Genomic DNA, 26,122 nt, shown 5'->3' with positions numbered 1-26,122 from the left:
CCGGCCGGCCCTACGCCTCGGTGAGCAGGCGCTCCCGCAGCCGCTCGCGAGTTTCCGGGGGCAACCCCAGGCCCTCGGAGAAGTAGGCGTCCACCGAGCCCCAGGTCGTCTCGATCGTCCCGAAGGCGGCCCGCAGGTACTCCGCCCGCGCGTCGAAGAGCGGGCTCAGCAGCTCCATCACCTCGGGCCCCATCGCGTCCGGGGCGGTGGAGCTGCGGCGCACCTTGTAGCGGCGGTGCGGCTCGTTCGACTTCACGTAGTCGGCCTCGATCGCCGCCCGCTCGACCCCGACGGCGAGCAGGGTGATCGCGACGGCGAGCCCGGCGCGGTCCTTGCCCGCCGCGCAGTGCATCAGGGCCGGGACGCTCTCCTCGGCCATGGAGTGCAGGATCCGGCTGTGCTCGGCGGTGCGCTCGATCACCATCCGGCAGTACGAATCGGACATCCGGGCCGCGGCCTGCCCGTCGCCGAGGACCTCCCGCAGCTGCGCGGTCTCGCCGTCGCGCACCAGCCGCCAGAACTCCTTGCCGTCGGCCGGGTCATTGAGCGGTATGTTCACATTTCGCACCCCGGGCAGCTCGACGTCGGGGCCCTCGATCCGCCGGTCGGCCTCGTTGCGGAAGTCGAAGACCGTGTGCAGCCCGAGACCGGCGAGGAAGGCGGCGTCGCTCTCGGTCGCGTGGGCCAGGTGACCGCTGCGGAAGAGGCGGCCGGGGCGGACCGCGCGCCCGTCCGTCGTCGGCAGACCGCCCACGTCCCGGAAGTTGCGGACCTCCGCCAGCTCGGGCTCGGCGGCTTCGACGGGCGGGACCTGCGGCAACTGCTGCGTCACGGATGCTCCTGGAAGGTTGGCGTGCGGATGTCCGACGCGACATCGGTTCCTGATCGGTTCCTGGGGCAATCATCCAGACGGGAGCGGTGCGGCGCACCCCCTCGGACGGGAATGGGTGATCTGTCCGAATTAGCCCATTGGGTATAACGCGCCCTGTTTGCAGGCGAGATGGGATTCGGCGCGTGAGCAGGGTCATAGAAGTGACGGATCGTGGCCGGGAGCCCGGCGCAATTTCCGTACGGGGAAAGGGAATCGGAGGAACGTCCTCCACGGAGGGTGACCGGAATTCCGGGGGAACGATCTAGGGCGGAATCCCCGGACAAAACAGCGGCTTGTTCGCGCCGACCCCGCTCGTCTAGCGTCACGCTCAATCCGGACGGACCGCCGAATCCTGCCACCGCCCGGAATTCCACCCATCCCATGCGTGGCAGGAGCGGGGGACCCAGGAAGTACGCCGGTCCCGCGACACAGGACGGCTCGGGGTGAAGCCGCGCGAGAGCGCGGCCGGGCATCTCCAGTCCGAACCCGACAGCTCACCTCGCAGGCGCCGGAGAGGATTCGCCATGCCCGCGAAGGGTAAGCACCGCCGTCCCAAGAGCAACCCCCTCACCCGCGGATTCGCCGCCGCCGGTACGGGAGGCGCCGTCGTCGCCCTCCCGCTCCTCGGCGCCACGGGGGCCCACGCCGCCGAGCAGACCGCCCCGGCCGCCGCCTCCGTCCAGTCCGCCGTCACCGCGCACGCCGTCACCGCGCACGCCGTCGCGGCGAAGGCCGCCCCCGCGAAGGCCGCCGCGGAGACCGGCCCCCGGACGTACTCCGTCGTCGCCGGCGACTACCTGTCGAAGATCGCCGCCGACCACCACCTCCAGGGCGGCTGGCAGAAGGTCTACGAGGACAACCGCCGGACCATCGGCGCCGACCCCTCCCTCATCATGCCCGGCATGAAGCTCACCATCGGCGCCAAGGGCTCCGCCCCCGCCGCCCCCAAGAGCACCACCGGCGCCCAGACCTCCGGCAAGAACGGCGACGAGGCCCCGCGCGCCTCCCGCGACAGCGGCCGCGCCGCCCCGGCCGCCGCCGCCCCGAAGGCCGAGGAGAGCTCCACCGCCTCCTCCACCGGCTGGGTCTCGCCCGTCGCCCTCGCCGGCTTCTCCACCCCGTACCACGCCTCCGGCTCCATGTGGTCCTCCGGCTACCACACCGGCGTCGACTTCATCGCCTCCTCCGGCACCACCGTCCGCGCCGTCGGCGCCGGCACGGTCGTCTCCGCCGGCTGGAGCGGCTCGTACGGCAACGAGGTCGTCATCAAGCACGAGGACGGCAACTACTCGCAGTACGCCCACCTCTCCTCCCTCTCGGTCTCGGCCGGACAGAGCGTCAGCGGCGGGCAGCAGATCGGCCTCTCCGGCTCCACCGGCAACTCCACCGGCCCGCACCTGCACTTCGAGATCCGCACCACCCCGAGCTACGGCTCGGACATCGACCCGCTGGCCTACCTGCGCCAGCACGGCGTCTCCCTCTGACACCCCGAAGGGCACGTCCCCTTTTCCGACGGCCCGGCGCACACGCGCCGGGCCGTCGGCCTATTCCGACTTGGGCGAATCTTTATCGGTGGCATATGTCACCCGTCGTCAACCCCTCCTTACGGTCGCGTAGGTCACACGCGAAAGGGAAGGATGTGCCCCCGTGGCAGACGATTCGAGATCAAGAGACAAGAACGCATTCGGGTCGTACGCGGCGATCGGTGACAGCTTCACCGAGGGCGTCGGAGACCCCGGCCCCGACGGGACGTACGTCGGCTGGGCGGACCGCTTCGCGGTCCTGCTCGCCGACCAGCTGCCGGAGCACGACGCCTTCCGCTACGCCAACCTGGCCGTACGCGGGCGCCTCCTCGACCAGATCGTGGCGGAACAGGTCCCCAGGGCGAAGGAACTCGCCCCCGACCTGGTGACCTTCTGCGCGGGCGGCAACGACATCATCCGCCCCGGCACCGATCCGGACGACGTGGCCGAGCGCTTCGAGCGCGCCGTCGCCGACCTGACCTCCGCCGTCGGGACCGTCATGGTGACCACCGGCTTCGACACCCGTGACGTCCCCGTGCTCCGGCACCTGCGCGGCAAGATCGCCACCTACACCGCGCACGTCCGCGCCATCGCGGACCGCCACGACTGCCCGGTCCTCGACCTGTGGTCGCTCAGGTCCGTCCAGGACCGGCGGGCCTGGGACGGCGACCGGCTGCACCTCTCGCCCGAGGGACACACCCGGGTCGCCCTGCGCGCCGCCCAGGTCCTCGGCCTGCCGGTGCCCGCCGACCCCGACCAGGCGTGGCCGCCGGTCCCGCCGCGCGGCTCGCTCGAAGTGCGCCGCGACAACATCCAGTGGGCGCGGGAGTACCTCGTGCCCTGGATCGGGCGCCGGCTGCGCGGCGAGAGCTCCGGGGACCACGTCGAGGCCAAGCGCCCCGACCTCATGCCCCTCCAGCGGGTCTAGCGGGCGGTACGGCGGCGGGGATCCGTTCCAGGACCCCGCCCGCGAACACGTCGTACAGCGGCAGCGTCTCCAGGTGGACGTAGCCGATGTGGCAGTCGCAGACGCCGAGGGGACAGGCGCGGGGACGCAGGGCGGCGCGGTACGAACCGTCGTACAGGTTTCCCAGTTCGGCCTTGACGAAGTGGCAGCGCCGCACCGTCCCCCCGCCGTCCACCGACACCACCGACTCACCGGTCCGGCAGGGCAGCCCCGCCGAGCGGTGCGGACGCCGGCTGTACGGGAAGAGCGGGTCCAGCTCCGTCCACCCGTCGGCCTCCGCGTCGGTGTACGTATGCCCCTCGGCCGCGTTCACCCACAGGTACACGTGCGGCGGCAGCGCGTCCCGCAGCCGCCGCGCGTCCTCCCGGTGCTCCGGGAGCCCCACCACCCCGACGCTGAACCGGACGCCCCGCTCCGCCAGGTCGTGGCACTTGCCGAGGAAGCGCCCGTACGGCGTCTGCCCCGGGTGGTACGTGCACCACAGCGCCACGCTCTCCCGGTCCGCCTCCGCCAGCCAGTCGGTCCGGCAGCTCAGATTGGTCTGGATCGCCACCCGCTCGACGTGCGGCAGCCGCGACAGCTCGACCAGGGCCCGCCGGTACCAGGAGCGCACCAGGCCCTCGCCCCACGGCGTGAACAGGATCCGCAGCCGGTCCCCGGTCTGCGCGGCGGCCCATCCGGTGAACCGTTCGAGCGCCGCCCGGTCCGCGCGCAACTGCTCCCGGCTGTCCCGGCGCTTGGCGAAGGGGCAGTACGGGCAGTCGTAGTCGCAGGAGGAGAGCGGCCCCCGGTAGAGCAGCGTCAGGTCCACGGCCGCCCCCTACTTCGGCTCGTACGCGGCCATGGCGGCCCGCACCCCGGGGGAGAACAGCTCCGGGCCGAGCCCGTCCGAGTGCGCGAGCCCCTCCGGCGAGAGACGCAGCAGCCCCGCCGGCGCCTCCCCGTCCAGCCAGCCGAGCGCCTCGAACCGGCCCAGCTCCTCGGGGAAGTCCGCGAACGGCGAGGTCCCGAACCGCTCCTCGTACCCGGCGACCGGCATCCCCCCGGCCTGGAGCAGCGACTGGAGCAGATGGCGGCGCCGGGCCTCCCCGGCGTCGACCCACCGGCCCACCCGGGCGCGCGAGAAGTCGCCGGTCTCCGTGTAGGCGTCGATGATCGAGCGGATCTCCCGCATGTCGACGGCGTAGTCGAAGGAGTAGTGCAGGGCCGAGGTGTACGAACGGGCCCCGCAGCCCAGGCCGATCATCCCGTCCGTCTGGCACGCGTGGTCGTCCGGACCGAGCGGCGCCGCGTCCCGCCGCCGGAACATCCGCATCGACACCTGCTCGTAGCCGTGGGCCAGGAGGTGGTCCCGGCCGTGCCGGTAGAGCCGCAGCCGCCGCTCGTCCCACTCCCGGTCGTCCTCCGGGGGCGTCCGGCCCAGACCGGTCAGCGGCCGGACGTACAGCGGGTAGAGGTACAGCTCCTCCGGGCGCCAGGCCAGGGCCGCGTCCAGCGAGCGGCGCCAGGACTCCTCGGTCTGCCCGTCGATCCCGTAGATCAGGTCGACGTTGAGCACGGGGACGCCGGTGTCCCGGATCCGGCCGAGCGCCGCCTCGACGTCCGCGCGGCGCTGCGGCCGGACCGCCGCCCGCGCCTCGGCCTCCACGAAGCTCTGCACCCCGATGCTGAGCCGGGTCGCGCCCCGCTCGACGAGCAGCGCGAGCCGGTCGGCGGTCGCGGTCGCGGGCGAGGTCTCCACCGACAGCGGCACCGCCCGCAGGTCCGCCCCCATGCGCTGCTCGGCGATGTCGCAGAGCCGCTCCAGCTCGGCGGCGGTCAGGAAGGTGGGCGTGCCGCCGCCGAACGCGGCCGTGGCGAACCGCACCGGCTCCCCGTCCCCGAGCGCCTCGCGCACGGCGGTCGCCTGCCGGTCGAGGGCGTCCAGGTAGCGGGTGGTCAGCTCGCCGGGGGCGCCGATCCGGGTGAAGAGGTTGCAGAAGCCGCAGCGGACCTCGCAGAACGGCACGTGCGCGTAGAGCGAGAGGGCGTCCTTCGGCTCCCCGGCCCAGAGCGCGGCGAGCTTTGGCGGATCGGGCAGCTCCCGGTACGCCGTCTTGTGCGGGTAGGCGTAGACGTAGCTGCGGTACGGGCGGGGGGCGGGGGTTCCGGCGGTTGTCACGCGGCGGCCTTCCGGGGCGCGGTCGATGGTGTTCACGCGGCGGCCTCCTCGTCGGGTCCGGCGGGTCCGTCGGGGCCCGGCAGGACGAACTGCGCGTACGGCACCGTCCACACGACCTCGTGGCCGAGCCGGTGACCCGTGAAGCCGTCCTCCCCGTACGCCGTGCCGTGGTCGGAGCAGACGATCGCGAAACAGGGGCGCCGGGAGCCCATCGCGGCGAAGAGGCGCCCGATGTGCCGGTCGACGTACTCCAGGGCCGCCGCGTGCGTCTCCCGGGAGTCGCCCGCCTCGCGGGTCGCCCCCGGCAGGTGGAACCAGTTGGGCTGGTGCAGCGCCGACACGTTGACGAAGAGGAAGAGCCGCTCCTCGTGGGGGAGTCCTGCCACGACCTCCTCGGCGCGCTCGACCTGGGACTCGAACGAGGTCGGGGACGCGACGCCGAAGGAGGGCTCCCAGTGGCTCTCCCGGAACAGCCCGGGGAGCACGGAGCCGAGCGGCGGCTGCTCGTTGAAGAAGCCCACCCCGCCGACGCAGACCGTCCGGTAGCCCTCGGCCGCGAGGCCGGAGACGAAGTCGGGGGTGTCGTGGACCCAGGTGCCGCCGGCGGTCGACTCGCTCCCCGCGAACCGGGCCGCGAACAGCCGGGGATGGGGCCCCTGCGCGGCGGGGGTCGGCAGGAAGCCGGCGAAGATCGCCTGGTGGGAGGCGTAGGTGAAGCTCCCCGGCGCGTGCCGCCGCTCCCAGACGCCGCCGGGCAGGTGCCGGGCCAGGTTCGGGATGCGGCCCGCGGCCGCCAGCTCGGCGGCCACGTCGTACCGGAGCGTGTCGAGGGTGACCAGGAGCAGGTCGTGGCTGCCGACGATCGCGTTCATGTCGGGCTGGTTCACGCGGTGCTCGTTCCTGTGGTGCGGGTGGTGCGGGTAGTGCTGGCCGTGCTGGTGGTGCGGACGGTGCTTGTGGGGCTTGAGTCGCGGGGTGTACGGGGGAACAGCGCGGCCACCTGGGCCGCGTAGGTGTCGAGGCCCTCGGCCCCGCCGCCGGGCAGGCCCGTGAGCCGGGGCAGCAGGTCGCCGAAGGCGTTGACCTCGCCCACGGCGAAGCGCCGCCAACCCGACGCGGGCAGCAGGTCGACGCCCACGCACCGGGTGCCGGGGAACGCGGCGGCGGCCCGCTCGCACACCCCGAGCGCGTCCGCCCAGCGTCCGCCGGCGGCGGCGATCGCGGCCCGGGCCGCGTCCAGGTCGCCCCGGGCCCCGCCCAGGTGCAGATTGGTCATCGGGGAGCGGCTGGTGCGGAGCACCGCGTGGGTGGCCCGCCCGTCGACCACCACCACCCGCAGGTCGGCGGCCCGTCCGTCCTGGGTCGCCTTCGGCAGCCACCGCTCGACGTGCAGGCCGTCGGGGGCCAGGGCGTCCACGATCGCGGCGACCTCCCGCTCGCTCGTGTAGCGCCGCACCCGCAGCGAGTTGAAGAGCCGTCCGTCCGGCCCGCGCTCCACCGAGGTGGTGGCCTGGACCCGGCCCGCGCCGTTCGTCTCCACCGCGAGGACTCCCGAGGCGGAGGAGCCGTGCGCGAGCTTCACGAACACCCGGCGCATGCCCGCCCCGGCCGTCAGCGCCCGCACGTCCGCCCAGCCGCGCACGGCCGGCGCGGCGGCGCCGGAGGTCGGCGACCCGGGCACGGGCACGCCGGCCGCCCGCAGCCGGCCGTGGGTCAGCCGCTTGTCGAACAGGACCGGGAGCTCGGCGGGGTCGTCGACGAGGACCGCGCCCGCCCCCTCGACGCTCCGGGCGAGGTCCGCCACGGCGGCGGTGAACCGCCCGTACCAGCGGCCGGTGCCCTCGACCCGGGCCGGATCGTCGACCCCGCGCAGCAGCCGGTCGGCCTCCGGCTCCTCGCCCGGCGAGTCCAGGCGCACGGTCTCGCCCGCCGCGAACCGGGCCCGGCCCCGCAGCACGTCCGGCCAGGACACGACCCGTGCCCCGGGCAGCCCGGCGGACCGCAGCGCGTCCTGGAAGAACGCGACGCGGCGGCCCGCCGGGACGCCGACGACCACGGGGCGCGGGCCGGAGGTCATTCGGCGACCGCGACGTACCGGTGGACCTCGCCGTCGCCGTAGTCCTCCGGCTCCTGCGCGTCGTCGAGGACCACGGTCACGCCGTGCGGGACGAGCGCGGCCCGCACGCGCTCCCGCATCGGCTCCGAGAGGTAGTGGTGCGACAGGTCGAGGCGCGACAGGTGGGTCAGGGGCTGCCCGTCGAGCAGGGCCGCCGCGCCCTCGTCGGTGAGCACGCCCATGGACAGGTCGAGCCGCTCGATCCGGGCGACGACGGGCGCGCCCGCCACGGCGGCGGCGACCGCGTCCTCGATCACGCTGTTGCGCAGGCCCAGGTGGCGCAGGGCCGGGAAGGACGTGCCGGCGAGCAGCGGGGCCAGGTCCTCGGGGGTGCTGTCGCCGCCGTACTCGTCGGTGCCGAGCCAGAGTTCCAGGTTCTCCAGGGCGGGCAGGTCGCTGCCGACGATCCCGCGCACGACCTCGGCGCCGAGACCGCCGGTCTCCACCACCAGGGTCTCCAGGGCGGTGTGCCGGACCGGCGGGAAGACCAGGTCCGTGCCGCCGCGCACCCCCAGCTCGCGCAGCGCCGGGTAGGCGGCGAGCAGCGGCGTCACGTCGGACTGGACGATCCAGGAGATCTCGCAGTCCTCGAAGGTCATGTCGCCGAGGAAGACCGCCTCCAGGCCGGTGAGCCGGTCGTTGGCGCCCATCAGGGCGGTGACGACGTCGGCGGACGAGGTCTCGTACGGCTCGTCCCAGCCGCCGACGACGAGCGCGCGCACCCGCGGGGCGTCGACCGCCTTCAGGAACCGCTCGAAGCGCGGGCCCCAGTGCTCGTCCCCGGGATCGGAGTACGTCGGCGCGGAGATCCGCCAGGCGACCCCGGCCGCGTCGGGCAGTTCGACCGGCGCGGCCGCGTCCGGGAACTCGAAGACGGGGAGGCCGTGGAACTCCTGCAGGTGGTGGCCGATGGTCATGACGGTGCTCCAGAGGACGGACGGCGTGGGTCGCTGAACCCCTGAGTTCTACCAAGCGGCACCGACAGTGCTCGCGCCGGGTGCCGGACGGCCCGGACCGGGTGTCACCCGGGGCAGGGAGCGAGCGCCGCACGGGCCCGGGGCGAGCGCCGAACGGCCCGGGGGCGATTGTCAGTGCCGGCCTCTAGCGTCGTTCTCGTGTTCGGACGACCGTGCCGAACGGGGAGGGGACAGCCATGTACCGGCAGGGAGACGTCCTGATCGTGTCCGTCGACGAGACGGCCGTTCCGGAGCGCGCCAGGACGGCGGCGGGGGAGCCGAGGGACGCCCGGGGCCGCCTCGTCCTCGCCCTCGGCGAGGTCACCGGGCACGCCCACGCGATCCCCGGTCCCGGCCGGCTCGTGCGGGAGCCGGGGCCCTACGGCCCCCTTCTGCTCGAACTGCCCGAGGGCGGCCGGGTGGTGCACGAGGAGCACGCCCCGATACCGCTGCCGAAGGGCTGGTACCGGGTGGTCCGCCAGCGGGAGTACGTGCCCGGCGCGTACCGGATCGTCGCGGACTGACCGACTGACCGACTGACCGACTGACCGGCTGACGGACTGACGGACTGACGGACTGACGGACTGACGGACTGACGGACTGACGGATTCGAGGGACCTGGGGGAAGAAGGACATGAACCGCACCACCGCACAGGACAAGTGGCGGGCCGTCGCCGCGGCCACCGGGCCCGCCGACCGCGCCGCCGCCGAGGCCGGCGTCCGGCTCGCCTACCGCACGGCGGGCCTCGCCGAGCCGGAGCGCGTCCTCTGGGCGGACTCGCCGCTCGCCGCCGTCGCGCTCCTGGACGGCCTCGCGGGCCGGGGCCGGTCGGTACGGGAGGAGGTGCGCACCCGGCCGTGGGCCGAGGAGCGCCGCCGCCTCCACGACGCGCTCGGCCCGGCGGGCTGGGCGGCGCACTGGCAGGCGACGGGGGCGGTGCTCTGGGACCTCGACCGGGCCCTCGCCGACCGGATACGGGCCGCGGTGACGCGGGCCCACGAGGAGCGGGCGGAGGGCGGGAGGCCGGGCGGCGTCCGCCTCGTCCTGCTCGACGCCGTCCTCGGCCAGCACGACGCCGCCTGGCTCGCCGCCTTCGACGGGCACGGCGAGCGCCTCGCCGGACTCGCCGCCGTCGCCGCGCACGCGGGCTGGTGGTGGCCGTACGAGAACGTCGCCGTGGTCTGCGAGCGGCCCGTCGAACTCCACCGCGACGAGGCGGGGTGCCTCGACCGGGGCGACGGACCCGCGCTCGCCTACCCCGACGGGTTCGCCCTCCACGCCTGGCGGGGCATGACGGTCTCCGCCGCCTTCCTGGCCGGTCTCCCGGACCTCACCCCCGAGCGGATCCGCGAGGAGGGGAACGCCGAACTGCGGCGCGTGATGCTGGAGCACTACGGCTACGACCGCTACCTCACCGCCTCCGGGGCCCGGCACGAGCACCACGACGAGACGGGCGTGCTGTGGCGGATCGAGTCGGCCGACGACGAGGACGTGGTGATGGTCGAGGTCGTCAACTCCACGCCCGAACCGGACGGCACCCGTCGCACCTACTGGCTGCGGGTGCCGCCCGCCACCCGGACCGCGTGGGAGGGCGTCGCCTGGACCTTCGGCCTCCGCCCGGAGGCGTACGAGCCGCTCGTCCAGACCTGAGCCGGGTGCCCCGGTGGCGGTACCCGGCTGGTACGGACAGGGGTAAGGGGGACGCCGGTCAGGAGTGGCGCACGGAGCGCGGCGGTGCCGGGTGCTGGGATGTGCCCGCCGGAGCCCCGGCACCCACATCCGAAGGGACCGCCTGTGACGACCCGCCGGCCGCGCGCCGCCCGCACCACCCGTCTCCTCGCCGCCACCGCCGTGCTCGGCGGCCTCCTCGTCGGCACCACCGCCCCCGCCCTGGCCGCCGCGCCCGGCAGGGCGGTCCTCCCCGCCGCCGTCCGCGAGGCCGAGCCCGCCACGGTCACCGTCGCCGGGCACGGACGCGCGTCCGCCGCGCCCGACCTGGCGATCCTGTCCATCGGGGTCGAGGCCGGCCGGGCGACGGCGAAGGAGGCGATGGCGGCGCAGAAGACCGCGGCCGAGGCCCTCCTCGTGGTGCTCCACCAGCAGGGGATCGCCGAGCGGGACATCCGTACCGACAGCCTCTCGCTGGCTCCGGTCTACACCCAGAGCGCCGAGGGGGAGAGCCGGGTGACCGGCTACCAGGCCGGTCAGGCCTTCTCCGTGAAGGTCCGTGACATCGACAGGACCGGGCAGGTCGTCGGCGCCGTCAACGAGTCCACCCGGGACGCGGGCCGGATCAACGGCGTCGTGTTCGACGTGGCCGACCCGTCGGCGCTGCGGGCCAAGGCGCGGGAGGCCGCCTTCCGGGACGCGTACGACAAGGCGGAGCAGCACGCCCGGCTCAGCGGCCACCGGCTCGGCCGCCTCGTCTCGCTGAGCGAGGGCGAGTCCGTGCGCCCCGGCCCCGGCGGGGCCGCTCCCGCCTTCGCCGCCGAGGAATCGGGCGTTCCGCTGGCCCCCGGCGAGATCGAGGAGCAGATCACGGTCTCGGCGGTCTTCGAACTGCTCTGACGGGCCGGGGCCGGGGCGTTCCGGCCGATCAGGTCCCGCCGGTCCGCTCCCCGTCCGGGAGGCCCAGTTCCCGGGCGAGGGCGGCGTCGGCCCAGCGGAGCATCGCGGTGCGGGAGAGGGAGCCGGCGTAGGCGGTGGTCTGGACGGCGAGGCCGTCGAGGAGGGCGGTGAGCCGCCAGGCCGCCTCGGCCGGGTCCGGGCAGGAGAACTCCCCGGCGGCGGCACCCTCCGCGATCACCCGGGTCAGCGCCGCCTTCCACTCCTGGTCGAGGGAGGCGGCGACCCGGCGCAGCTCCGGATCGCGCAGCGACGCGGCCCAGCCCTCGATCCACAGCCGCCAGCCCTTGGCCTGCCCGGTCGGGGCGTACCAGCGGACCGCCGCCCGCAGCCGCCGCGCCGCCGTCGTGCGCCGGCCCAGCAGCCGCCGCAGATGGGCGAGGTCCGCCTCGGCGGCGTGCGCGAAGGCGGCCGCGACCAGCTGCTCCTTGGAAGCGAAGTGGTAGAGCACGAGCGCGTTGCTCACGCCGAGCGCCGAGGCCACGTCGGCGATCCGCACCGCCGCGACCCCGCGTGCCTCGATCTGCTCCACCGCGGCCCGCAGCAGCTCCTCCCGCCGCTCGGCCACGCTCAACCGCACTCTCGTCACGCCCGGCAGCCTACACAGCACATGACAAGAGCATGATCAACGACGGCTCCGGTGCGTACGCGCCCCGCACCTTCCGCGACCACCGCAGCCGACCGTACCTCCGCCGCCGCCCCCCGCCGGGGCCGGGGGCCCCCGTACCGCCCCGTCCCTCCGCTCACGGGCCGCCCATAATGGAACGACCCCCAGAGATCAGGAGGTCCTGTGACCGGTACAGGCCCAGACCGTTCACCGCGGATCCGGCCGCGCGTGCCGCGCCCCGAGTCCTTCGGCGCGGAACCCGCCGGCGAGCGCCTCGCCCGCATCCGCCGCTCTCCGAACTTCAGGAACGGGATCTTCCAGAACCCCGAGGAGACGCGACGGAGCCCGTCCGGCTCCGCCGTCGAGTTCGCCAGGGTCTACTTCGAGAAGGAGGGGCGCGCGAGCAGGGCTCCCGCCGGTTCGATCCCCGTCCACCCCACCACCGTGGCCGACCTGGCCCGTCCCCCGGCCACCGGTCTGCGCCTCACCTGGACGGGGCACTCCAGCGTCCTCGCGGAGATCGACGGCCACCGGGTCCTCTTCGACCCGGTCTGGGGGAACCGCTGCTCCCCGTTCCCGTTCGCGGGCCCCAAGCGGCTCCACCCGGTGCCCGCCCCGCTCGCCGCGCTCGGTCCGGTCGACGCGGTGGTGATCTCGCACGACCACTACGACCACCTGGACCTGCCGACGATCAAGGAGCTCGCCACCACCGACACGCTCTTCGCGGTGCCGCTCGGCGTGGGCGCGCACCTGGAGCACTGGGGCGTACCGGCCTCCCGGTTGCGGGAGCTGGACTGGAACGAGTCCACGGAGATCGGCGACCTGCGCCTCACGGCCACCCCGGCCCGCCACTTCTGCGGCCGCGGCCTGCGCAACAAGCAGCACACCCTCTGGGCCTCCTGGGTCGCCGAGGGGCCCGGGCACCGGATCTTCCACAGCGGCGACACCGGCTACTTCCCCGGCTTCCGGGACATCGGCGCGGAGCACGGCCCCTTCGACGCCACCATGATCCAGCTCGGCGCCTACTCGGAGTTCTGGCCCGACATCCACATGACCCCCGCCGAGGGCCTGCGCGCCCACCTCGACCTCCAGGGCGGGCGCCCGCACGGCGTGCTGCTGCCGATCCACTGGGGCACCTTCAACCTCGCCCCGCACCCGTGGGCCGAGCCGGGGGAGTGGACGAGGGGCGCGGCGGAGGAGGCCGGCCAGGCGGTGGCCTTCCCCCGCCCCGGCGAGCCGTTCGAGCCGGCGGGGAAGCTGCCCTCGGACCCGTGGTGGCGCGGGATCTCCCGGCCCCTCGCCCGCCCGTGGCGCCGCTCCCGGCCCGTCGGACCCGCGTCCGAGCCGCGCGGCGGCGATCTCGACCTCGCGGGAGGGCGGTGACGGCCGGGACGGGTCCCCGCTGACGGCGGGGCCGGCCCCGCCCCCTCGGCGACGCTTCGAGCGAAGGTCCAGGGGGGCCCGGGAGGCTCCGGGGACTGGTCGTCCGGAGCCGGGAGGGTGTCGATGCTGGGAACACGGGTGCACGAGGTGAAGATCCGTGCGCGGGCCGGGGAGGTGTTCGGACTCCTTGCTGACCTGGCGAACTGGCCCTGGCTGTTCCGTCCGTTCGTGCACGCCGAGGTGCTCGGGCGGGACGGTGACTTCGAGCGGTGCGGGATGTGGACCACCTCCGGGGAGCGCGTGGAGGCCTGGGTCGCGCTGCGCAGGATCGACGCCGGGCGGATGCGGATCGACTTCCGCCCGGAGCGGCCCGCCCCGCCGCTGACGCGCATGGAACGGGCGTGGGTCGTGGAGCCGTCGGGGGACGGCGCGTGCCTGTTGCGGCTCGAGCACCGCTACGAGGTGGCCGGAGACGACACGGCACTGGCGGAGACCGGGGCCGTGATCGACGCGGTCGCGGAGGGCGAGACCGCCGCGGTGAGGGCGGCGGCCGAACTTCCGGGCGAACGGCGGATCGTGGTCGACGACCGGGTGACGGTGCGGGGTGGCGCCGCGGCCGTGCACCGGGCGCTGTACGACGTGGCTGCCTGGCCCGGGTTGCTGGCCCACGTGGTGCGGGCCGAGGTGCTCCAGGAGGAGGACGGAGCGCAACTCGTGGAGGTCGACACACGGGAGGCGGACGGCGGGATCCTGGCCATGCGGACGGCACGGGTCGGGCGGGGGGAGGAGCTCGTCGCGTACAAACAGCTCGTCCTGCCGCCGATCGGGAGCAGTCACACGGTGCGCTGGCGGGTGGAGCCCGACGGTGACGGCGTCGCCGTCCGCTCCGAGCAGGTCGTGGTGCTCGCGCCGGAGGTGTCGGACGTGGCCGCGGTCACCGCCTTCGTCCGCAGGGAGCTGAGCGCCAAGGTGCGCCTGGTGCTCGACCGTGTGAAGGAGCTCGTCGAGGGCGCCGGCCCGCGCGGCTGACCCACGCGTCCGCGAGTCGGCGGTCACCCTCCGAAGGGCCGCCGCCGACTCGCGCACGCCGGACGTCAGTCGACGACCAGCACCAGCTTGCCGCGGCCGTGGCCGGTGTCGAGGGCGCGGTGCGCGTCGGCCGCCCGGTCGAGCGGGAACGCCTCGCGGACGTGCAGGTTCAGCAGGCCGCGCTCGTAGAGCGCCAGCAGGTCGATCAGGCGCTCGACCGAGCGGGCCGCGCCGAGCAGCGGTAGGTCCAGCTCCTTCGCGGTCTCGTCGTCGACCATCGTGCGGACGCGACCGCGGTCCTTGACCACCTCGACGGAGGCACGCAGCGCCTCGCCGCCGACGGTGTCCATCACCGCGTCGACCCCGTCGGGCGCCACCGCGCGCACGCGTTCGACCAGGCCCTCGCCGTACGTGACGGGCACGGCCCCGAGCGAGCGCAGGTAGTCGTGGTTGGCCTCGCCGGCGGTGCCGATGACCGTGGTGGCGCCCCAGGCGCGGGCCAGTTGGACGGAGAAGGTGCCGAGCGCGCCCGCCGCGCCGTGGATCAGCACGGTGTCACCGGACCTCACGCCCATGGCCTCCAGACACATGTGCGCGCCCTGTCCGTTGCCGGAAAAGCCGCCGGCGATCTCCCAGGGCATGGAAGCGGGCTTGTGCGCGATCTGGTCCGCGGGCGCGACGACGTACTGGGCGTAGGAGCCCAGCGTGCCGTAGCCGAGCACCTCGTCGCCGGGCGCGAACGCGGTGACGCCGTCTCCCACCTGGTCGACGACCCCCGCGAACTCGTTGCCGGGCACGACGGGGAAGTCCAGGTTCAGGAACGGAGGCGCCCAGCCCTGGCGGATGCGGCTGTCGAAGTGCTGGACTCCGGCGGCGCGGACGCGGATCCGGACCGTCCCCGGACCCGCCTGGGGCTCCGGGACCTCCGTGAGCCGCAGGACGTCGGGGGAGCCGTAGGAGGAGAGGGCGGCTGCCTTCATCACCATCACCGTGCAATCGGGAGGAGGGGAGTCCGAAGGGACTCGGAGCGGGTCGGGGAGGAGCGTCATTGAAGCAGCTCGAGGACGGCTGGAGTCGGCCCGTGCGTCCGGAACGGGCGGAGTCGGCCTGATCCCGTCGCAGACGCGGCGGAGATCGTACGCGTGCCGCATCCGGCACCGTTCGAGCCGGTGTCGAGGGCGGACGCCGAGGATCGGCCCGCCGGACGGCGCGCCCGTCGCGCGGTGTGCCGGACGGTTCGGAGAATCCTGAGAGAAGGGTCGTCACGATGCGTGTGCTCTTTGCCATATCCCCCGGATACGATCATCTGTATCCCTCGTCGGGCCTGGCCTGGGCGTTCCGTACGGCGGGGCACGACGTGGCCGTGGCGACCTCGGGCGTCTCGACCGAGGCCGCCGCCCACGCGGGCTTCGCGGTGCGCGAGGTCTCCCCGGGCGCGGACTTCGCCCAGTTCTTCCCGCGGGTCGGGTCTCCGGAGGAGCGCGCGCGGGCCATGCGGGAGCGCGGCCTCGCCATCGCCAGGACCCTGCGGACCCCGGACGTCATCCTGGAGAAGTTCTCCGGCGTCAGCGGTCTGATGCTGGACGGGACGCTCGCCTTCGCCCGCGCCTGGGAGCCGGACCTCGTCGTGTACTCGCGGCTCAACGGAGCGGCACTGGTCACCGCCAGGGCCCTCGGGGTGCCGGCGGTGGAGCACGGCTTCAGCTTCCTGCGCGAGGGCAGCATGCCGCAGCGCTTCCTGCCCTACCTGCAGCCGCTGTACGAACGGGTCGGCGTCCCCCACGAACTGCCGGAGGTGACCTCGCTCCACTTCGCGCCCGACCGCATGATGCACGGTGAGGGCGAGGGCTGGACCATGCGCTCGGTCCCCTTCCACGGAGGCGGGACACTGCCCGACTGGATGGCCGAGCCGAAGGAACGCCCCCGCGTCTGCGTGACGCTCGGGACCACGGTGCCGTACGTGGCCGGAGTGGGGAGCCTGGAGACCGTGCTGACCGCGGCCGCGGACGTGGACGCGGAGTTCGTCCTCGCGCTGGGGGACGAGCCGGACCTCGACGTGCTCGGCACGCTGCCCGAGAACGTCCGGGTGGTCGGCTGGACCCCCCTGTCCACCCTGCTGACCACCTGCGACGCGATCATCCACCACGGCGGCGCGGGCACCACGCTCGCCTCCGCCCACGCGGGCGTCCCCCAGCTGGCGATCCCGCACGGCGCCGACAACTGGATCAACGCCGCGATGATCGAGGAGAACCGGATCGGTCTGAACCGGGACGCCGAGCGGGTGGACGCGGCCCTGGTCCGCTCCCTGCTGCACGATCCCGGCCTCAGGTCCGGCACCCACGAGGTCCGCGCGGCCCTCGCGGCGGAGCCCGGTCCGGACGAGATCGTCGCGCGGCTCACAGCCCTGGTGAAGTAGCCCCGCGCGCTCCGCCGTCCCGCCGCACGTGATTACCGTCACATCCTCTTGACCTCAACTCTGCTTGAGGTTCGAGACTCGGGCGTGGCGCCGGTCGCGCCCGCCCGTGAACAACCCTGAAGGAGAATGCGTTGAGCAACGACAGGATCGTCTTAGTCCTCGGCGGCACCGGCAACCAGGGCGGCGCCACCGCCCGCGAGCTGCTTTCCCGCGGCTGGAAGGTGCGCGCGCTCGTGCGCGACCCCGGCAAGAGCGAGGCCTCGGCCCTCAAGGAGCTGGGCGCCGAACTCGTCAAGGGCGACTTGGAGGACGTCGACTCGCTCCGCGCGGCCGTCGACGGCGTGTACGGCGTGTTCAGCGTGCAGGCGCTGGCCTACGAGCCGGAGACGCTCGCCGCCGAGGTCCGCCACGGCAAGGCGATCGCGGACGTCGCGAAGGAGGCCGGAGTCGCCCACTTCGTCTACAGCTCCGTGGGCGGCGCCGAGCGGCAGACCGGCATCGACCACTTCGAGAGCAAGTGGGAGATCGAGGAGCACATCAAGAAGATCGGCCTGCCGGCGACCGTGCTGCGGCCCGTCTTCTTCATGAACAACCTCCTCCACTTCGCGGACGCCCGGCCCGAGCGCCTGATGCAGCTTCCCGTGAAGCCCGAGAAGCCGATGCAGTTCATCGCCTCGGACGACATCGGCTTCTTCGCCGCCACCGCCTTCGACAACCCGGCCGAGTACATCGGCAAGGAGATCGAACTCGCGGGCGACGAGATCACGTTCCCCCAGGTCGCCGAGATCTACGAGCGGATCTCCGGCGTTCCCACGCGCTTCGAGCCCACCCCCATCGAGGAGCGCATGTTCGAGTGGTTCGCCGAGGAGGGCTACCAGGCGGACATCCCGGCACTGCGCAGGCTGCACCCGGGCCTGCTCACCTTCGAGGAGTTCCTCACCCGGCGGCTCGCCGCGGCCTGACACCACCGCCCGACCGTGCTCCGGGGCCCCGGCGACTTCCGCCGGGGCCCCGGGGGCCGTCCCACCACCCGCGCCGGGAGCTCCGGCCCGGCCGGCGGGACTCCCGGGGGCACGCACGGGCGCGCGGCGCGAGCAGACCCGCGCCGCTCCGACCGGCGGGGACGACGGCGAATCGAGGGAACATGGCAGTAAGGCGAGACTGCGCGACCGGCCCGGAGGACCGGGCAGGGGATCGCGCGTCCGGCAGACAGGCACGGGCCGTGCGCACCCGCCACGCGCTGATCCGGTCCGCGGCCGCGGCCTTCGACCGCAGCGGGTACGCCGAGGCGACGCTGAGCATGATCAGTTCCGGCGCGGGCGTCAGCCCCGGCGCCCTGCACTTCCACTTCGAGAACAAGGCCGCCGTGGGCGAGGCCGTCGAACGGGCCGCCGCGGGCACCCTGCGCTCCCTCTCGCGGCGGATCGACGCGGCCCGGAGCAGCGCGGTCCAGGCCCTGATCGACACCTCCCACATGCTCGCCCGCGCCCTCGCGACCGACATCGTCGTACGGGCCGCCTTCCAGCTCTGCGACGAACCCGGCTACACCGCCGTGGTGGACGTGCGCGGGGACTGGCTCGGGCGGGTGCGCGCGCTGCTCACCGAAGCCGCCGGTGAGGGGACCCTGCTGCCGGGACTCGGCCTGCGCCGCGCCACCTCCCTGGTCGTGGTCGCGATGACCGGTTTCGAGGTGCTGGGCAAGGGCGATCCCGACTGGATCTCCGACCGGGCCCTGGCGGACTTCTGGGAGACCACGCTGCCCTGCCTCGTCGCCGCGCCGGCATTGCGCGGACTGGATCCCTCGGGCGTCCCGCTCCGCGCGCTCGAACCGCTCGCGCTCTGCCTCTGCCCGGACGGCGGCGGGACCCTCGCCGTCTGCGAGGGCCCCGAGGCCTGAGCCGGCGGCGGCGCAGGTCCGGTTCCGGAGGCCCGGCCGGGCCTCCGGAACCGGCCGCCCACCCGGGCCGGCCGTTCAGTCGTTCCGGTCCTGCGCGGCCGTCCCGCCGGCCGCGCCCGTCTCCGTTTCCGCGCCCACCTCCTTCCCCCTCCTGCCCGCGGGCGTCCCCTTCGGCAGCATCGCCGCCGGCACGAGCGCGACCAGGGTCAACGCGGTCGCCCACCAGAAGGCGTGTCCGTACGCGGCCGCGGCCCCGGCGGCCGCCGCTCCGCCGGACGGCGCGTCCGGATCGCCGGGCAGCCGAATCGCCAGGAGCAGCGCCATGACCGCCGTACCGAAGGAGGCGCCGACGCGCTGCACCACGCTGATCGTGCCGGTCGCCCGCGCGATGCGGTCCGGCGGAACGTCGCGGTACGCGGCGGTGGCGATCGCCACGCCGAGCAGGCCCACCCCGAATCCGCGCACCACCAGGGAACCGCCGAGGAGCAACGGGTCGGGACCGGAACCGAGCCGGGTGAAGGGGAGCGTGCCGAGCAGGGTGAGGCCGGTGCTCGCGAAGACCAGCGGCCGTGCTCCGTACCGATCGGCGAGCGAACCCGCCACCGTGATGCCGACGAGCGCGCCGACGCCCTGCGGGGCGAGGTAGCGGCCCACGGTGTCGGCGTCCATCCCGAGCACCCGGGCGAAGTACAGGGGCAGGAGCAGCAGCGGGCCGTACACGGCGACTCCGTGGAGGAACGTCATCACCGCCGAGGCCCGGAAGGTCCGCACCGAGAACAACCGCAGGTCGACGAGGGGGGCCTCGGCGTGTTGGGCGTGGACGACGAACCCGGCCACGAGCGCTGCGCCGGCCGCCAGGCAGAGCGCTGTGACCGTGCCGGCCCCCGTTCCCGGCTCGCCCACCCGCGAGAAGCCGTACACGAGCAGGACCAGGCCCGGCGGCAGCAGCAGCAGACCGCGCCGGTCGAGGGGGGCGTCGACGCACTCGGAGGCCCGGGGGAGCGTGCGCGAGGAGAGGGCGAGGGCCAGCAGGCACAGCGGGACGTTGACGAGGAAGACCCAGCGCCAGCCGAACTGCGTGACGACCAGGCCGCCGGCCACGGGGCCGAGGATCGGGGCGAGTTGGCCCGGAACGCCGACCAGGCTCATGACGCGTCCGAAGCGCTCGGGTCCGGCCGCACGCCCGAGGATGATCAGGTTCAGGGGCAGCACCAGTCCACCGCCCAGGCCCTGCACCACCCGTGAGGCGACCAGGGCCCCCGCCGAGGGCGCGATCCCGCACAGCACCGAGCCGAGCAGGAACGTCCCCAGAGCGAAGAACCACATGCGGCGGACGCCGAAGCGGTCGACGGCCCAGCCGACCACCGGCGTGACCAGGGCCATGGTGAGCAGGTACGCGGTGCTGACCCGGGCGACCGCGCCCTCGTCGACCTCGAACTCGCGGGCCACGGCGTCGAGGGCGACGTTGACGACGGTCGCGTCGAGGAGGGCGGCGAACGAGCCGACCATCTGGACGCCGGCGAGGACGAGCAGCCCGCGGTCCAGGGGTGGCGGGGACGTGGGGGAGCCGTGCTTCACGGACATCGCGCTCCAACGGGGAGGAAGGGAAGGGAAGGGAGGGGGCGCGCCGGGTGGCCCCCGGTGAGCGGCGAGGGCCCGCCCCGGACATCGGAGCGGGCCCTCGTCGCACGGGACGGCGCGGACGCCCCCGGCCGCGGGGTGCGGAGTCAGGATTTCCAGGAAGTGGCGCGGGAGGCGCCGTCGGAGGTCGTGTATCCCGCCACCACGCCGAACAGGTTGATCTGGTAGCCCTCGCTGTCGCCGGGCGCGATCGTGCCGAGCTTGCGCACCGAGCCGTCCGGCGCCCAGACCACGGCGTGCGCGGCCCCGCCCGGCGCGTAGGTGTAACCGGTGCTGTAACCCAGGTCGTTGACGCCCCAGGACGAACCCCCGGTGTCCCCGGCCGGCAGGTCCAGGGCGCGCGGGGTGCCGTCCGCCTCCCAGCGCAGCGGCCGGATGAGCCCGCTCCCGGCCACGTACGAATGGCCGACGCCGACCCCCGCGTTGTTGATCCAGCTCGCGTGGCTGGAGTCGTCGCCCGGCAGCGGGCGGAGCGTGGTGTAAGAACCGTCGGAAGCCCAGCGCATCGAGGTGAGGACGCCGCCGGGAACGCCCGAGTAACCGACCGCCACCCCGGCGTCGTTGACGGCGCCCACGCCGCCGGCGGTGTCGCCCGGGCGGGTCGCGAGCTCGGTGACCCGTCCCGAGGGACTCCACTTGACCGGGCGGTGCACGCCGTCGGGGGTGCTGGAGATGCCGACCACGACACCGTCGTCGTTGACCACGTAGCCGCGGGTCACGGTGGCGCCCGGCAGCCCGGGCAGTTCCACCGCCCGGCCGGACGGCGTCCACCGGACGGCCCGGTCGCGCTCGCCGGGCCGGGAGGACATGCCGATGACCGTACCGTCCTCGCGGACCGTGTACGCCTCGCTCTGGGTGTCCCCGGGAAGCGTGCCGAGGTCGGTGACCCGGCCGGACGGGCTCCACCGGGCCGCGTGCCGCTCGCCCCCCGCCGTCCCGGAGTAGCCGACGACCACGCCTCGGTCGTCGAGGCCGTAGGCTCCGCTGAAGCCGCCGCCCGGCAGCGGGGCGAGGGGCCGGGGCGCGGGGGTCGCCGCGTGGGCGGGCAGCGCGGTGGTCACGGCCAGCGCGGCGGCCGCGGCCAGGGCGCCCAGGCCCCGCAGGAGGGCCGCCGGTCGCCGGAGAGCGGGGATCGGGGCGAGTGCCGTCATCGTGATCAGCCCTTCCACTGCGTCGGGAGGGTGGCGCCCCCGGTCCCGGTGGAGAAGCCGACGACCGTTCCCCAGTCGTTCACGCCGAACGCCTCGGCGCTGCCGGCGGTGAGCCCCGGAAGGGCGGACGGAGTGCCGTTCGCGTCCCACTTCACGGCCCGGTGCCCGCCCGCCGCGTCGGCGGAGAAGCCGATGACGACGCCCGCGTCATTGACGCCGTAGGCGGCGGCCCCGGTGTCACCCGGCAGCGGCGCGAGCTCCACGGGCGCCCCGGCCGGACTCCAGCGGACCGCGTGCGAGGTCGTGCCCGTGTACGAGTTGCCCACGGCTGTCCCGGTGTCGCTGACCGCGCTCGCCTGGTACGAGTCGTGGCCGGACAGCCCGGCCAGCTTCCGTACGGCGCCGTCGGCGTTCCACAGCACCGCGCTCATCGCGCCCGCCGCGTTCTTCGAGTAACCGGCCACGGTGCCACGGTTGTTGATCCAGCCCGCGCCCGCCGCCGGGTCGCCGGGGAGGGCGGGCAGCTGGGACAGCGCGCAGCCCGGACTCCAGCGCAGCGCCTTGTAGAGGCCGTCGGCGCCGGTGGAGAAGCCGACCGCGACGCCGCTGTCGTTGACCGAGTACGCACGGGAGACCGTCGTACCGGCCGGGGTGGGAAGCTCGGTGGGGGTGCCGTCCGGGGTCCATCGGACCGGGCGCTGGGCGCCGCCGGGTATGAGGGAGCGGCCCACTACGACGGTGCCCCGGTCGTTGATGGTGTACGCCGTCGCCGAGGTGTCGCCGGGCAGGGTACCGAGGTCGGTGACGGTGCCGCGCGCGTCCCACAGCACGGCCCGGTTCACGCCGGTGGCGTCGTTCGCGTGACCGACCACCGAGCCCTTGTTGTTGACGTCGAACGCGAAACCGGAGGTGCCGCCCGGCAGCAGCGCCAGGCCGTCCGTCCGGGGAACTGCCGAGGAGGTCGTGGTGCCGGCGGTCAGGGCCAGCGCCGCGGCGGCGGCCAGGGTGGCCGCGCGCAGGGCGAGTCGGGTTGTCACATCGATCCCTTCCAGGAATGGTCCGGAGCCGGGCCGCGACGGGTGTCGCGGCCCGGGGAACGGCGGTGGGCGGTGGTGGTGCGGGCCGTGGCGGCCGCGCGCGCCGGCGGCTCAGGCGCGCGGCGTCAGGCCGAAGGCCTCCGCGACCAGCTCGTAGCAGCGCAGGCGCGCCTTGTGGTCGTGGATGGAGTTGATGAGGATCACCTCGTCGACGCCTGCGGCCTCGGTCAGCGCCGTGATGTGGTCCCTGACCTGCTCCGGGGTGCCGACGGCGTTGCGGACGTACGGGTCATGGCCGGGGTGGCCGGGGCCCGGGTCGCCGGCGAGCGCGACCTCGGGGCCGAGTTCCTCGACCGCCTGTCGTGTGGAGGGCACCGGGAGGTGGATCCCGCGTTCCATGCGCCGCCGGAACAGCCGGTGGCCGGCGAGCAGGGCGTTCGCCTCCTCCTCGGCGTCCGCGCAGTAGACGCCGACGCCGAGGACGACCCGGGGGCCGCCGATCGGACGTCCGCCGACGTGGTGCGGGACGAAGCACTCGCGGTAGCGCCTGATCGCCTCCACCGTGTGGTCGGGGCCGAGGAAGTGCGCGTAGGCGTACGAGAGGCCCGCGCGGGCGGTCGCCTCGGCGCTGCTCACGCTCGATCCCAGGACCCAGAGCCCGGGGTGGCCGGGCGCCCGGGGCGAGGGGCGCAGCCCGGCGTAGGGGTGGCCATCGGGGAAGTCGTCCTCGACCAGGAAGGACCGCAGCTCGGCCACCTTGGCGGGGAAGTCGTCGCCGGCGGGGTCGGCCGCGTCCCGGCGCAGGGCCCGGACCACCGGGTCCTTCGACAGGTGGGCCTTGCCCACGCCCAGCTCGACCCGGCCCGGGTAGAGGGCGTGCAGGACCCGGAACACCTCGGCCACCTTGAAGGGGCTGTAGTACGGCAGGAGCACGCCGCCGGAGCCGACGTGGATGCCCGTGGTCCGGGCGAGGATCTGACCGACCATGATCTCCGGTGCGGCACCCGCCTGGAACGGCGAGGCGTGGTGCTCGGCCACCCAGTAGGAGTGGTAGCCGAGCCGGTCGGCGAGGGCGGCGAGTTCGAGGGTGTTGCGCAGCGCCGTGGCCGGGCTGGAACCCTCGGGGATCGGCGACTGGTCGAGTACGGACAGCAGCATGCGCGTCTCCTTTCCACTGCCGACCCGGTGGGGCGGACAGGCGGGGGGCCCCGCCGGCCCGCGAGGGGCCGGCGGGACACCCGTCAGGTGATGTCCCGGGCCTGGGTGGTCGGGTGCTTCTCGTCGAGTCCCAGCGTCAGGATCCTGGTGGGACGGATCCGGATGAGGTCCTTGCTGTACCCGGTGGTGGGAGGACCCTCGATCGCCTCGGCGATCCCCCGGACCTCGACGCACCGCACCTGCCAGGGATCGGTGGACGGGATGTCGTCGACCACCAGGCTGACCAGCGGGTTGGCGCGGGCGTTGCGGAACTTCTGGGTCTTGCCCATGCTGTGTCCGCCGATGTCGATCGTGCCCAGTTCACGATTGACGGTGAAGGCGACGGGACGGACCTGGGGCTGTCCCTTCGGGCTGACGGTGGCGAGCCGTCCGAGGTTCTGTTCATCCAGGTAGGCCAGTTCGAGTTCGGTGAACGGCATGCGTGCTCCCTCTTCTCGCGCGGTGTGCGCGACGCGCGGTCTACGCGGTCGCGACGAAGTAGCCCGGGCGCCCGGGCTCCGAGTCAACGTATTCGACCTTCAGCCCCGCCTTGCGAAAGGCCGTCTCGTATTCGTCACGTGTGAAGAGGGTCAGGTCGTCGGTCTCCGAACGGTGGTGCACACCACGGGAGTCGGCGATGACGTAGTGCAGCTCCATGCGGGTGACCCGACCGGCCCGGGTCGAGTGGGAGACGCGTGTGATGGTGCGGTTGTTGTCGGTGGTGAGGGCGTGCCCGGAGACGTGCCCCTCGATGAACGCCTCGGGGAACCACCAGGGTTCGACCACGAGGACGCCGCCGGGGTTCAGGTGGCCGGCCAGCGTGGCCACCGCGGCTTCCAGGTCCTCGGAGGTCCGCAGGTAGGCGATGGAGCTGAACATCACGGCGGCGGCGTCGAAGGACGCGTCCAGCCGGAAGTCGCGCATGTCGACCCGGTGCAGGGGCACCCGCGGCCCCAGCCGGCGGGCGGCGACCTCCAGCATCGGCGCGGAGAGGTCCGCCCCCTCGACCCGCTCGAACAGCTCGGCGAACGCCGCGAGGTGGATGCCGGTGCCGCAGGCGACGTCGAGCAGGCTGGACGCGTCGGGCTTGCGGGCGCGGACGAGATCGGCGACCTGACGGGCCTCGGCCGGGTAGTCCTTGCGGTCCTGGTACAGCAGGTCGTACATCTCGGCGGCACTGTCGTTCTCGTACATGGGGCCCCATCTCGGGTCGTTGGTCGGGCGGGCGCGGCCGAGTCCCTGCGCCCTCGTCCACGGCGCGGTCATCCTCCGGAAGCGGACTTGAACGACGCTTGACGCCCGGTCGACGGCATGCGCCGGAGGCCTTGCACCCGGCCTTGAGGAGGGCTCGACCAGCGGCACCGACCATGCGCGGGACAGTGAAGACAACGACGACAGCGACCGCGCGGTCGGCGGAGCGCGCCGCACCGCGGGACAGGAGGGGTCGGCGTGAAGGGAATCATCCTGGCCGGCGGCAACGGCACACGGCTTCGTCCCATCACCCTCGGGGTCTCGAAGCAACTGCTCCCCGTATACGACAAGCCGATGATCTACTACCCGCTCTCCGTTCTGATGCTCGCCGGGATCCGCGACATCCTGGTGATCTCCACCCCCGAGGACCTGCCGCAGTTCCGCCGGCTGCTCGGAGACGGGACGCGGCTCGGACTGCGCTTCTCGTACGCCGAGCAGCCCGAACCGCGCGGTCTGGCGGAGGCGTTCCTCATCGGCGCCGAGCACATCGGCGACGATCCGGTGGCCCTGGTCCTCGGCGACAACGTCTTCCACGGCCCCCGGTTCGCGGAGGTGCTGCGCAGCCGGCTGCCGCACACCGACGGCTGTCTCCTCTTCGGGTACCCGGTGAGCGACCCCCGGCGGTACGGCGTGGGTGAGGCGGACGAGCGGGGACGCCTGATCTCGCTGGAGGAGAAGCCGGCGCGTCCCCGCTCCAACCGCGCCATCACCGGCCTCTACCTCTATGACAACGAGGTCGTGTCCATCGCCCGGGGGTTGAAGCCCTCGCCCCGGGGCGAGTTGGAGGTCACCGACGTGAACCGGGAGTACCTGCGCCGGGGCGAGGCCCGGCTCGTCGACCTGGGCAAGGGGTTCGCCTGGTTGGACACGGGCACCCACGAGTCGCTCCTGGAGGCGTCCCAGTACATCCGGACGATCGAACACCGGCAGGGCGTGCGCGTGGCGTGCGTGGAGGAGGTGGCGCTGCGGATGGGGTTCATCGACGCCGACCATTGCCACCGGCTCGGGCAGTCCCTCTCCACGTCGGGGTACGGACGTTACGTGATGGAAGTCGCCGAGACGTACCGGAAGGCGGGAATCCGTAATTCCATGCCCATTGCATCGAAGTAGAAGAAGGGCATCCGGTTTGTTTGCGCCTCCCTTTCGCAAGTAAACGCCTTGTAAACCGATCATGCACGGACAGTAGATGCCTGAAATTCCCGGTTCTCTGTGGAAATCGGCGCTCCGGAGAGTCTTTGACAAACCGACGGCCTGGTTTGTAAGTTCGATCGTGTTGGTCAAGTCACAACGGGG

General features: G+C 73.8%; 25 protein-coding genes and 1 riboswitch. Of the genes, 11 read left to right on the top strand and 14 right to left on the bottom strand.

Annotation, left to right across the window (positions count from 1 at the left end; translation table 11 throughout):
• Positions 1-10: 10 nt before the first annotated feature.
• Positions 11-832 (bottom strand): tyrosine-protein phosphatase, encoded by an 822-nt coding sequence (locus ACIP5O_RS30870; protein ID WP_401299218.1) that lies wholly within the window; start codon positions 830-832, stop codon positions 11-13.
• A 400-nt stretch (positions 833-1,232) separates the two neighbouring features.
• Positions 1,233-1,392, top strand: a riboswitch (cyclic di-AMP (ydaO/yuaA leader).
• A 3-nt stretch (positions 1,393-1,395) separates the two neighbouring features.
• On the opposite strand from ACIP5O_RS30870, the gene ACIP5O_RS30865 reads away from it, so the two are divergent.
• Positions 1,396-2,355: a peptidoglycan DD-metalloendopeptidase family protein gene (locus ACIP5O_RS30865; protein ID WP_401299215.1), complete on the top strand. Its 960-nt coding sequence runs from the start codon at positions 1,396-1,398 to the stop codon at positions 2,353-2,355.
• A gap of 163 nt (positions 2,356-2,518) precedes the next feature.
• Entirely contained in the window at positions 2,519-3,322 is an 804-nt protein-coding gene (locus tag ACIP5O_RS30860; protein WP_401299213.1) for an SGNH/GDSL hydrolase family protein, read from the top strand.
• On the opposite strand, the gene ACIP5O_RS30855 is transcribed toward ACIP5O_RS30860, so the two are convergent.
• From ACIP5O_RS30855 to ACIP5O_RS30835, 5 genes are read right to left on the bottom strand one after another with little or no spacing between them, the layout of a single operon-like run.
• Positions 3,300-4,172 (bottom strand): STM4011 family radical SAM protein, encoded by an 873-nt coding sequence (locus ACIP5O_RS30855; protein ID WP_401299210.1) that lies wholly within the window; start codon positions 4,170-4,172, stop codon positions 3,300-3,302. The two genes, ACIP5O_RS30860 and ACIP5O_RS30855, sit on opposite strands and share 23 nt — an antisense overlap.
• A gap of 9 nt (positions 4,173-4,181) precedes the next feature.
• Positions 4,182-5,558, bottom strand: a complete 1,377-nt coding sequence (locus ACIP5O_RS30850; RefSeq protein ID WP_401299207.1) for an STM4012 family radical SAM protein — start codon at positions 5,556-5,558, stop codon at positions 4,182-4,184.
• Positions 5,555-6,394: an STM4013/SEN3800 family hydrolase gene (locus ACIP5O_RS30845; protein ID WP_401299402.1), complete on the bottom strand. Its 840-nt coding sequence runs from the start codon at positions 6,392-6,394 to the stop codon at positions 5,555-5,557. Before ACIP5O_RS30845 ends, ACIP5O_RS30850 begins: the two co-directional genes overlap by 4 nt.
• An 11-nt stretch (positions 6,395-6,405) precedes the next feature.
• Positions 6,406-7,599, bottom strand: a complete 1,194-nt coding sequence (locus ACIP5O_RS30840) for an STM4014 family protein (protein ID WP_401299204.1) — start codon at positions 7,597-7,599, stop codon at positions 6,406-6,408.
• On the bottom strand, positions 7,596-8,555 hold the full coding sequence (locus ACIP5O_RS30835) for an STM4015 family protein (RefSeq protein ID WP_401299201.1): 960 nt from the start codon (positions 8,553-8,555) through the stop codon (positions 7,596-7,598). The genes ACIP5O_RS30840 and ACIP5O_RS30835 overlap by 4 nt, the downstream gene beginning before the upstream one ends.
• 236 nt (positions 8,556-8,791) lie before the next feature.
• Between ACIP5O_RS30835 and ACIP5O_RS30830 the strand changes: the two genes are divergently transcribed.
• The 3 genes from ACIP5O_RS30830 (at position 8,792) to ACIP5O_RS30820 (ending at position 11,163) form a co-directional block, all read left to right on the top strand.
• Positions 8,792-9,118, top strand: a complete 327-nt coding sequence (locus tag ACIP5O_RS30830) for a hypothetical protein (RefSeq protein WP_401299198.1) — start codon at positions 8,792-8,794, stop codon at positions 9,116-9,118.
• Between the two features lie 110 nt (positions 9,119-9,228).
• Positions 9,229-10,245: a DUF6745 domain-containing protein gene (locus tag ACIP5O_RS30825; RefSeq protein ID WP_401299195.1), complete on the top strand. Its 1,017-nt coding sequence runs from the start codon at positions 9,229-9,231 to the stop codon at positions 10,243-10,245.
• Positions 10,246-10,389: 144 nt separating this feature from the next.
• On the top strand, positions 10,390-11,163 hold the full coding sequence (locus ACIP5O_RS30820; protein WP_401299192.1) for an SIMPL domain-containing protein: 774 nt from the start codon (positions 10,390-10,392) through the stop codon (positions 11,161-11,163).
• 28 nt (positions 11,164-11,191) lie between these two features.
• Here the strand turns inward: ACIP5O_RS30820 and ACIP5O_RS30815 are convergent, their stop codons facing one another.
• Entirely contained in the window at positions 11,192-11,809 is a 618-nt protein-coding gene (locus ACIP5O_RS30815) for a TetR/AcrR family transcriptional regulator (protein ID WP_401299189.1), read from the bottom strand.
• A gap of 201 nt (positions 11,810-12,010) precedes the next feature.
• Between ACIP5O_RS30815 and ACIP5O_RS30810 the strand changes: the two genes are divergently transcribed.
• Together ACIP5O_RS30810 and ACIP5O_RS30805 are read left to right on the top strand one after the other, a co-directional pair.
• Entirely contained in the window at positions 12,011-13,210 is a 1,200-nt protein-coding gene (locus ACIP5O_RS30810; protein WP_401299187.1) for an MBL fold metallo-hydrolase, read from the top strand.
• Positions 13,211-13,333: 123 nt separating this feature from the next.
• Entirely contained in the window at positions 13,334-14,239 is a 906-nt protein-coding gene (locus ACIP5O_RS30805; RefSeq protein WP_401299184.1) for an SRPBCC family protein, read from the top strand.
• Between the two features lie 65 nt (positions 14,240-14,304).
• Here the strand turns inward: ACIP5O_RS30805 and ACIP5O_RS30800 are convergent, their stop codons facing one another.
• Complete coding sequence (locus tag ACIP5O_RS30800; RefSeq protein ID WP_401299182.1) at positions 14,305-15,219, bottom strand: NADP-dependent oxidoreductase; 915 nt, start codon at positions 15,217-15,219, stop codon at positions 14,305-14,307.
• Positions 15,220-15,506: 287 nt separating this feature from the next.
• Here ACIP5O_RS30800 and ACIP5O_RS30795 point away from each other — a divergent pair, with 287 nt between their 5' ends.
• The 3 genes from ACIP5O_RS30795 to ACIP5O_RS30785 all read left to right on the top strand — a co-directional run bounded on the left by ACIP5O_RS30795 (position 15,507) and on the right by ACIP5O_RS30785 (position 18,552).
• Positions 15,507-16,655: a nucleotide disphospho-sugar-binding domain-containing protein gene (locus ACIP5O_RS30795; protein ID WP_401299180.1), complete on the top strand. Its 1,149-nt coding sequence runs from the start codon at positions 15,507-15,509 to the stop codon at positions 16,653-16,655.
• A 131-nt stretch (positions 16,656-16,786) separates the two neighbouring features.
• Positions 16,787-17,617, top strand: coding sequence for an NmrA/HSCARG family protein (locus tag ACIP5O_RS30790; protein ID WP_401299177.1), 831 nt, complete (start codon positions 16,787-16,789; stop codon positions 17,615-17,617).
• Between the two features lie 260 nt (positions 17,618-17,877).
• Positions 17,878-18,552, top strand: a complete 675-nt coding sequence (locus ACIP5O_RS30785; RefSeq protein WP_401299174.1) for a ScbR family autoregulator-binding transcription factor — start codon at positions 17,878-17,880, stop codon at positions 18,550-18,552.
• 75 nt (positions 18,553-18,627) lie between these two features.
• Here the strand turns inward: ACIP5O_RS30785 and ACIP5O_RS30780 are convergent, their stop codons facing one another.
• The 6 genes from ACIP5O_RS30780 to ACIP5O_RS30755 form a co-directional block, all read right to left on the bottom strand.
• Positions 18,628-20,136: a DHA2 family efflux MFS transporter permease subunit gene (locus ACIP5O_RS30780; protein ID WP_401299171.1), complete on the bottom strand. Its 1,509-nt coding sequence runs from the start codon at positions 20,134-20,136 to the stop codon at positions 18,628-18,630.
• A 143-nt stretch (positions 20,137-20,279) separates the two neighbouring features.
• On the bottom strand, positions 20,280-21,344 hold the full coding sequence (locus ACIP5O_RS30775) for a hypothetical protein (protein WP_401299168.1): 1,065 nt from the start codon (positions 21,342-21,344) through the stop codon (positions 20,280-20,282).
• 5 nt (positions 21,345-21,349) lie between these two features.
• Positions 21,350-22,381 (bottom strand): hypothetical protein, encoded by a 1,032-nt coding sequence (locus ACIP5O_RS30770; RefSeq protein ID WP_401299165.1) that lies wholly within the window; start codon positions 22,379-22,381, stop codon positions 21,350-21,352.
• Between the two features lie 111 nt (positions 22,382-22,492).
• Entirely contained in the window at positions 22,493-23,539 is a 1,047-nt protein-coding gene (locus tag ACIP5O_RS30765) for an LLM class flavin-dependent oxidoreductase (RefSeq protein ID WP_401299162.1), read from the bottom strand.
• A gap of 83 nt (positions 23,540-23,622) precedes the next feature.
• Positions 23,623-24,018 carry a PPOX class F420-dependent oxidoreductase gene (locus ACIP5O_RS30760; RefSeq protein ID WP_401299159.1) on the bottom strand — a complete coding sequence of 132 codons (396 nt, stop codon included), beginning with the start codon at positions 24,016-24,018 and terminating at the stop codon, positions 23,623-23,625.
• A gap of 40 nt (positions 24,019-24,058) precedes the next feature.
• Positions 24,059-24,772, bottom strand: coding sequence for a class I SAM-dependent DNA methyltransferase (locus tag ACIP5O_RS30755; RefSeq protein ID WP_401299156.1), 714 nt, complete (start codon positions 24,770-24,772; stop codon positions 24,059-24,061).
• A gap of 255 nt (positions 24,773-25,027) precedes the next feature.
• Between ACIP5O_RS30755 and rfbA the strand changes: the two genes are divergently transcribed.
• Positions 25,028-25,939 (top strand): glucose-1-phosphate thymidylyltransferase RfbA, encoded by a 912-nt coding sequence (rfbA, locus tag ACIP5O_RS30750; protein WP_401299154.1) that lies wholly within the window; start codon positions 25,028-25,030, stop codon positions 25,937-25,939.
• Positions 25,940-26,122 lie beyond the last annotated feature (183 nt).

This window comes from Streptomyces sp. NPDC088915 (assembly GCF_044749825.1).
Classification (GTDB): Bacteria; Actinomycetota; Actinomycetes; order Streptomycetales; family Streptomycetaceae; genus Streptomyces.
This window is presented reverse-complemented; position numbering and strand designations above follow the sequence as displayed.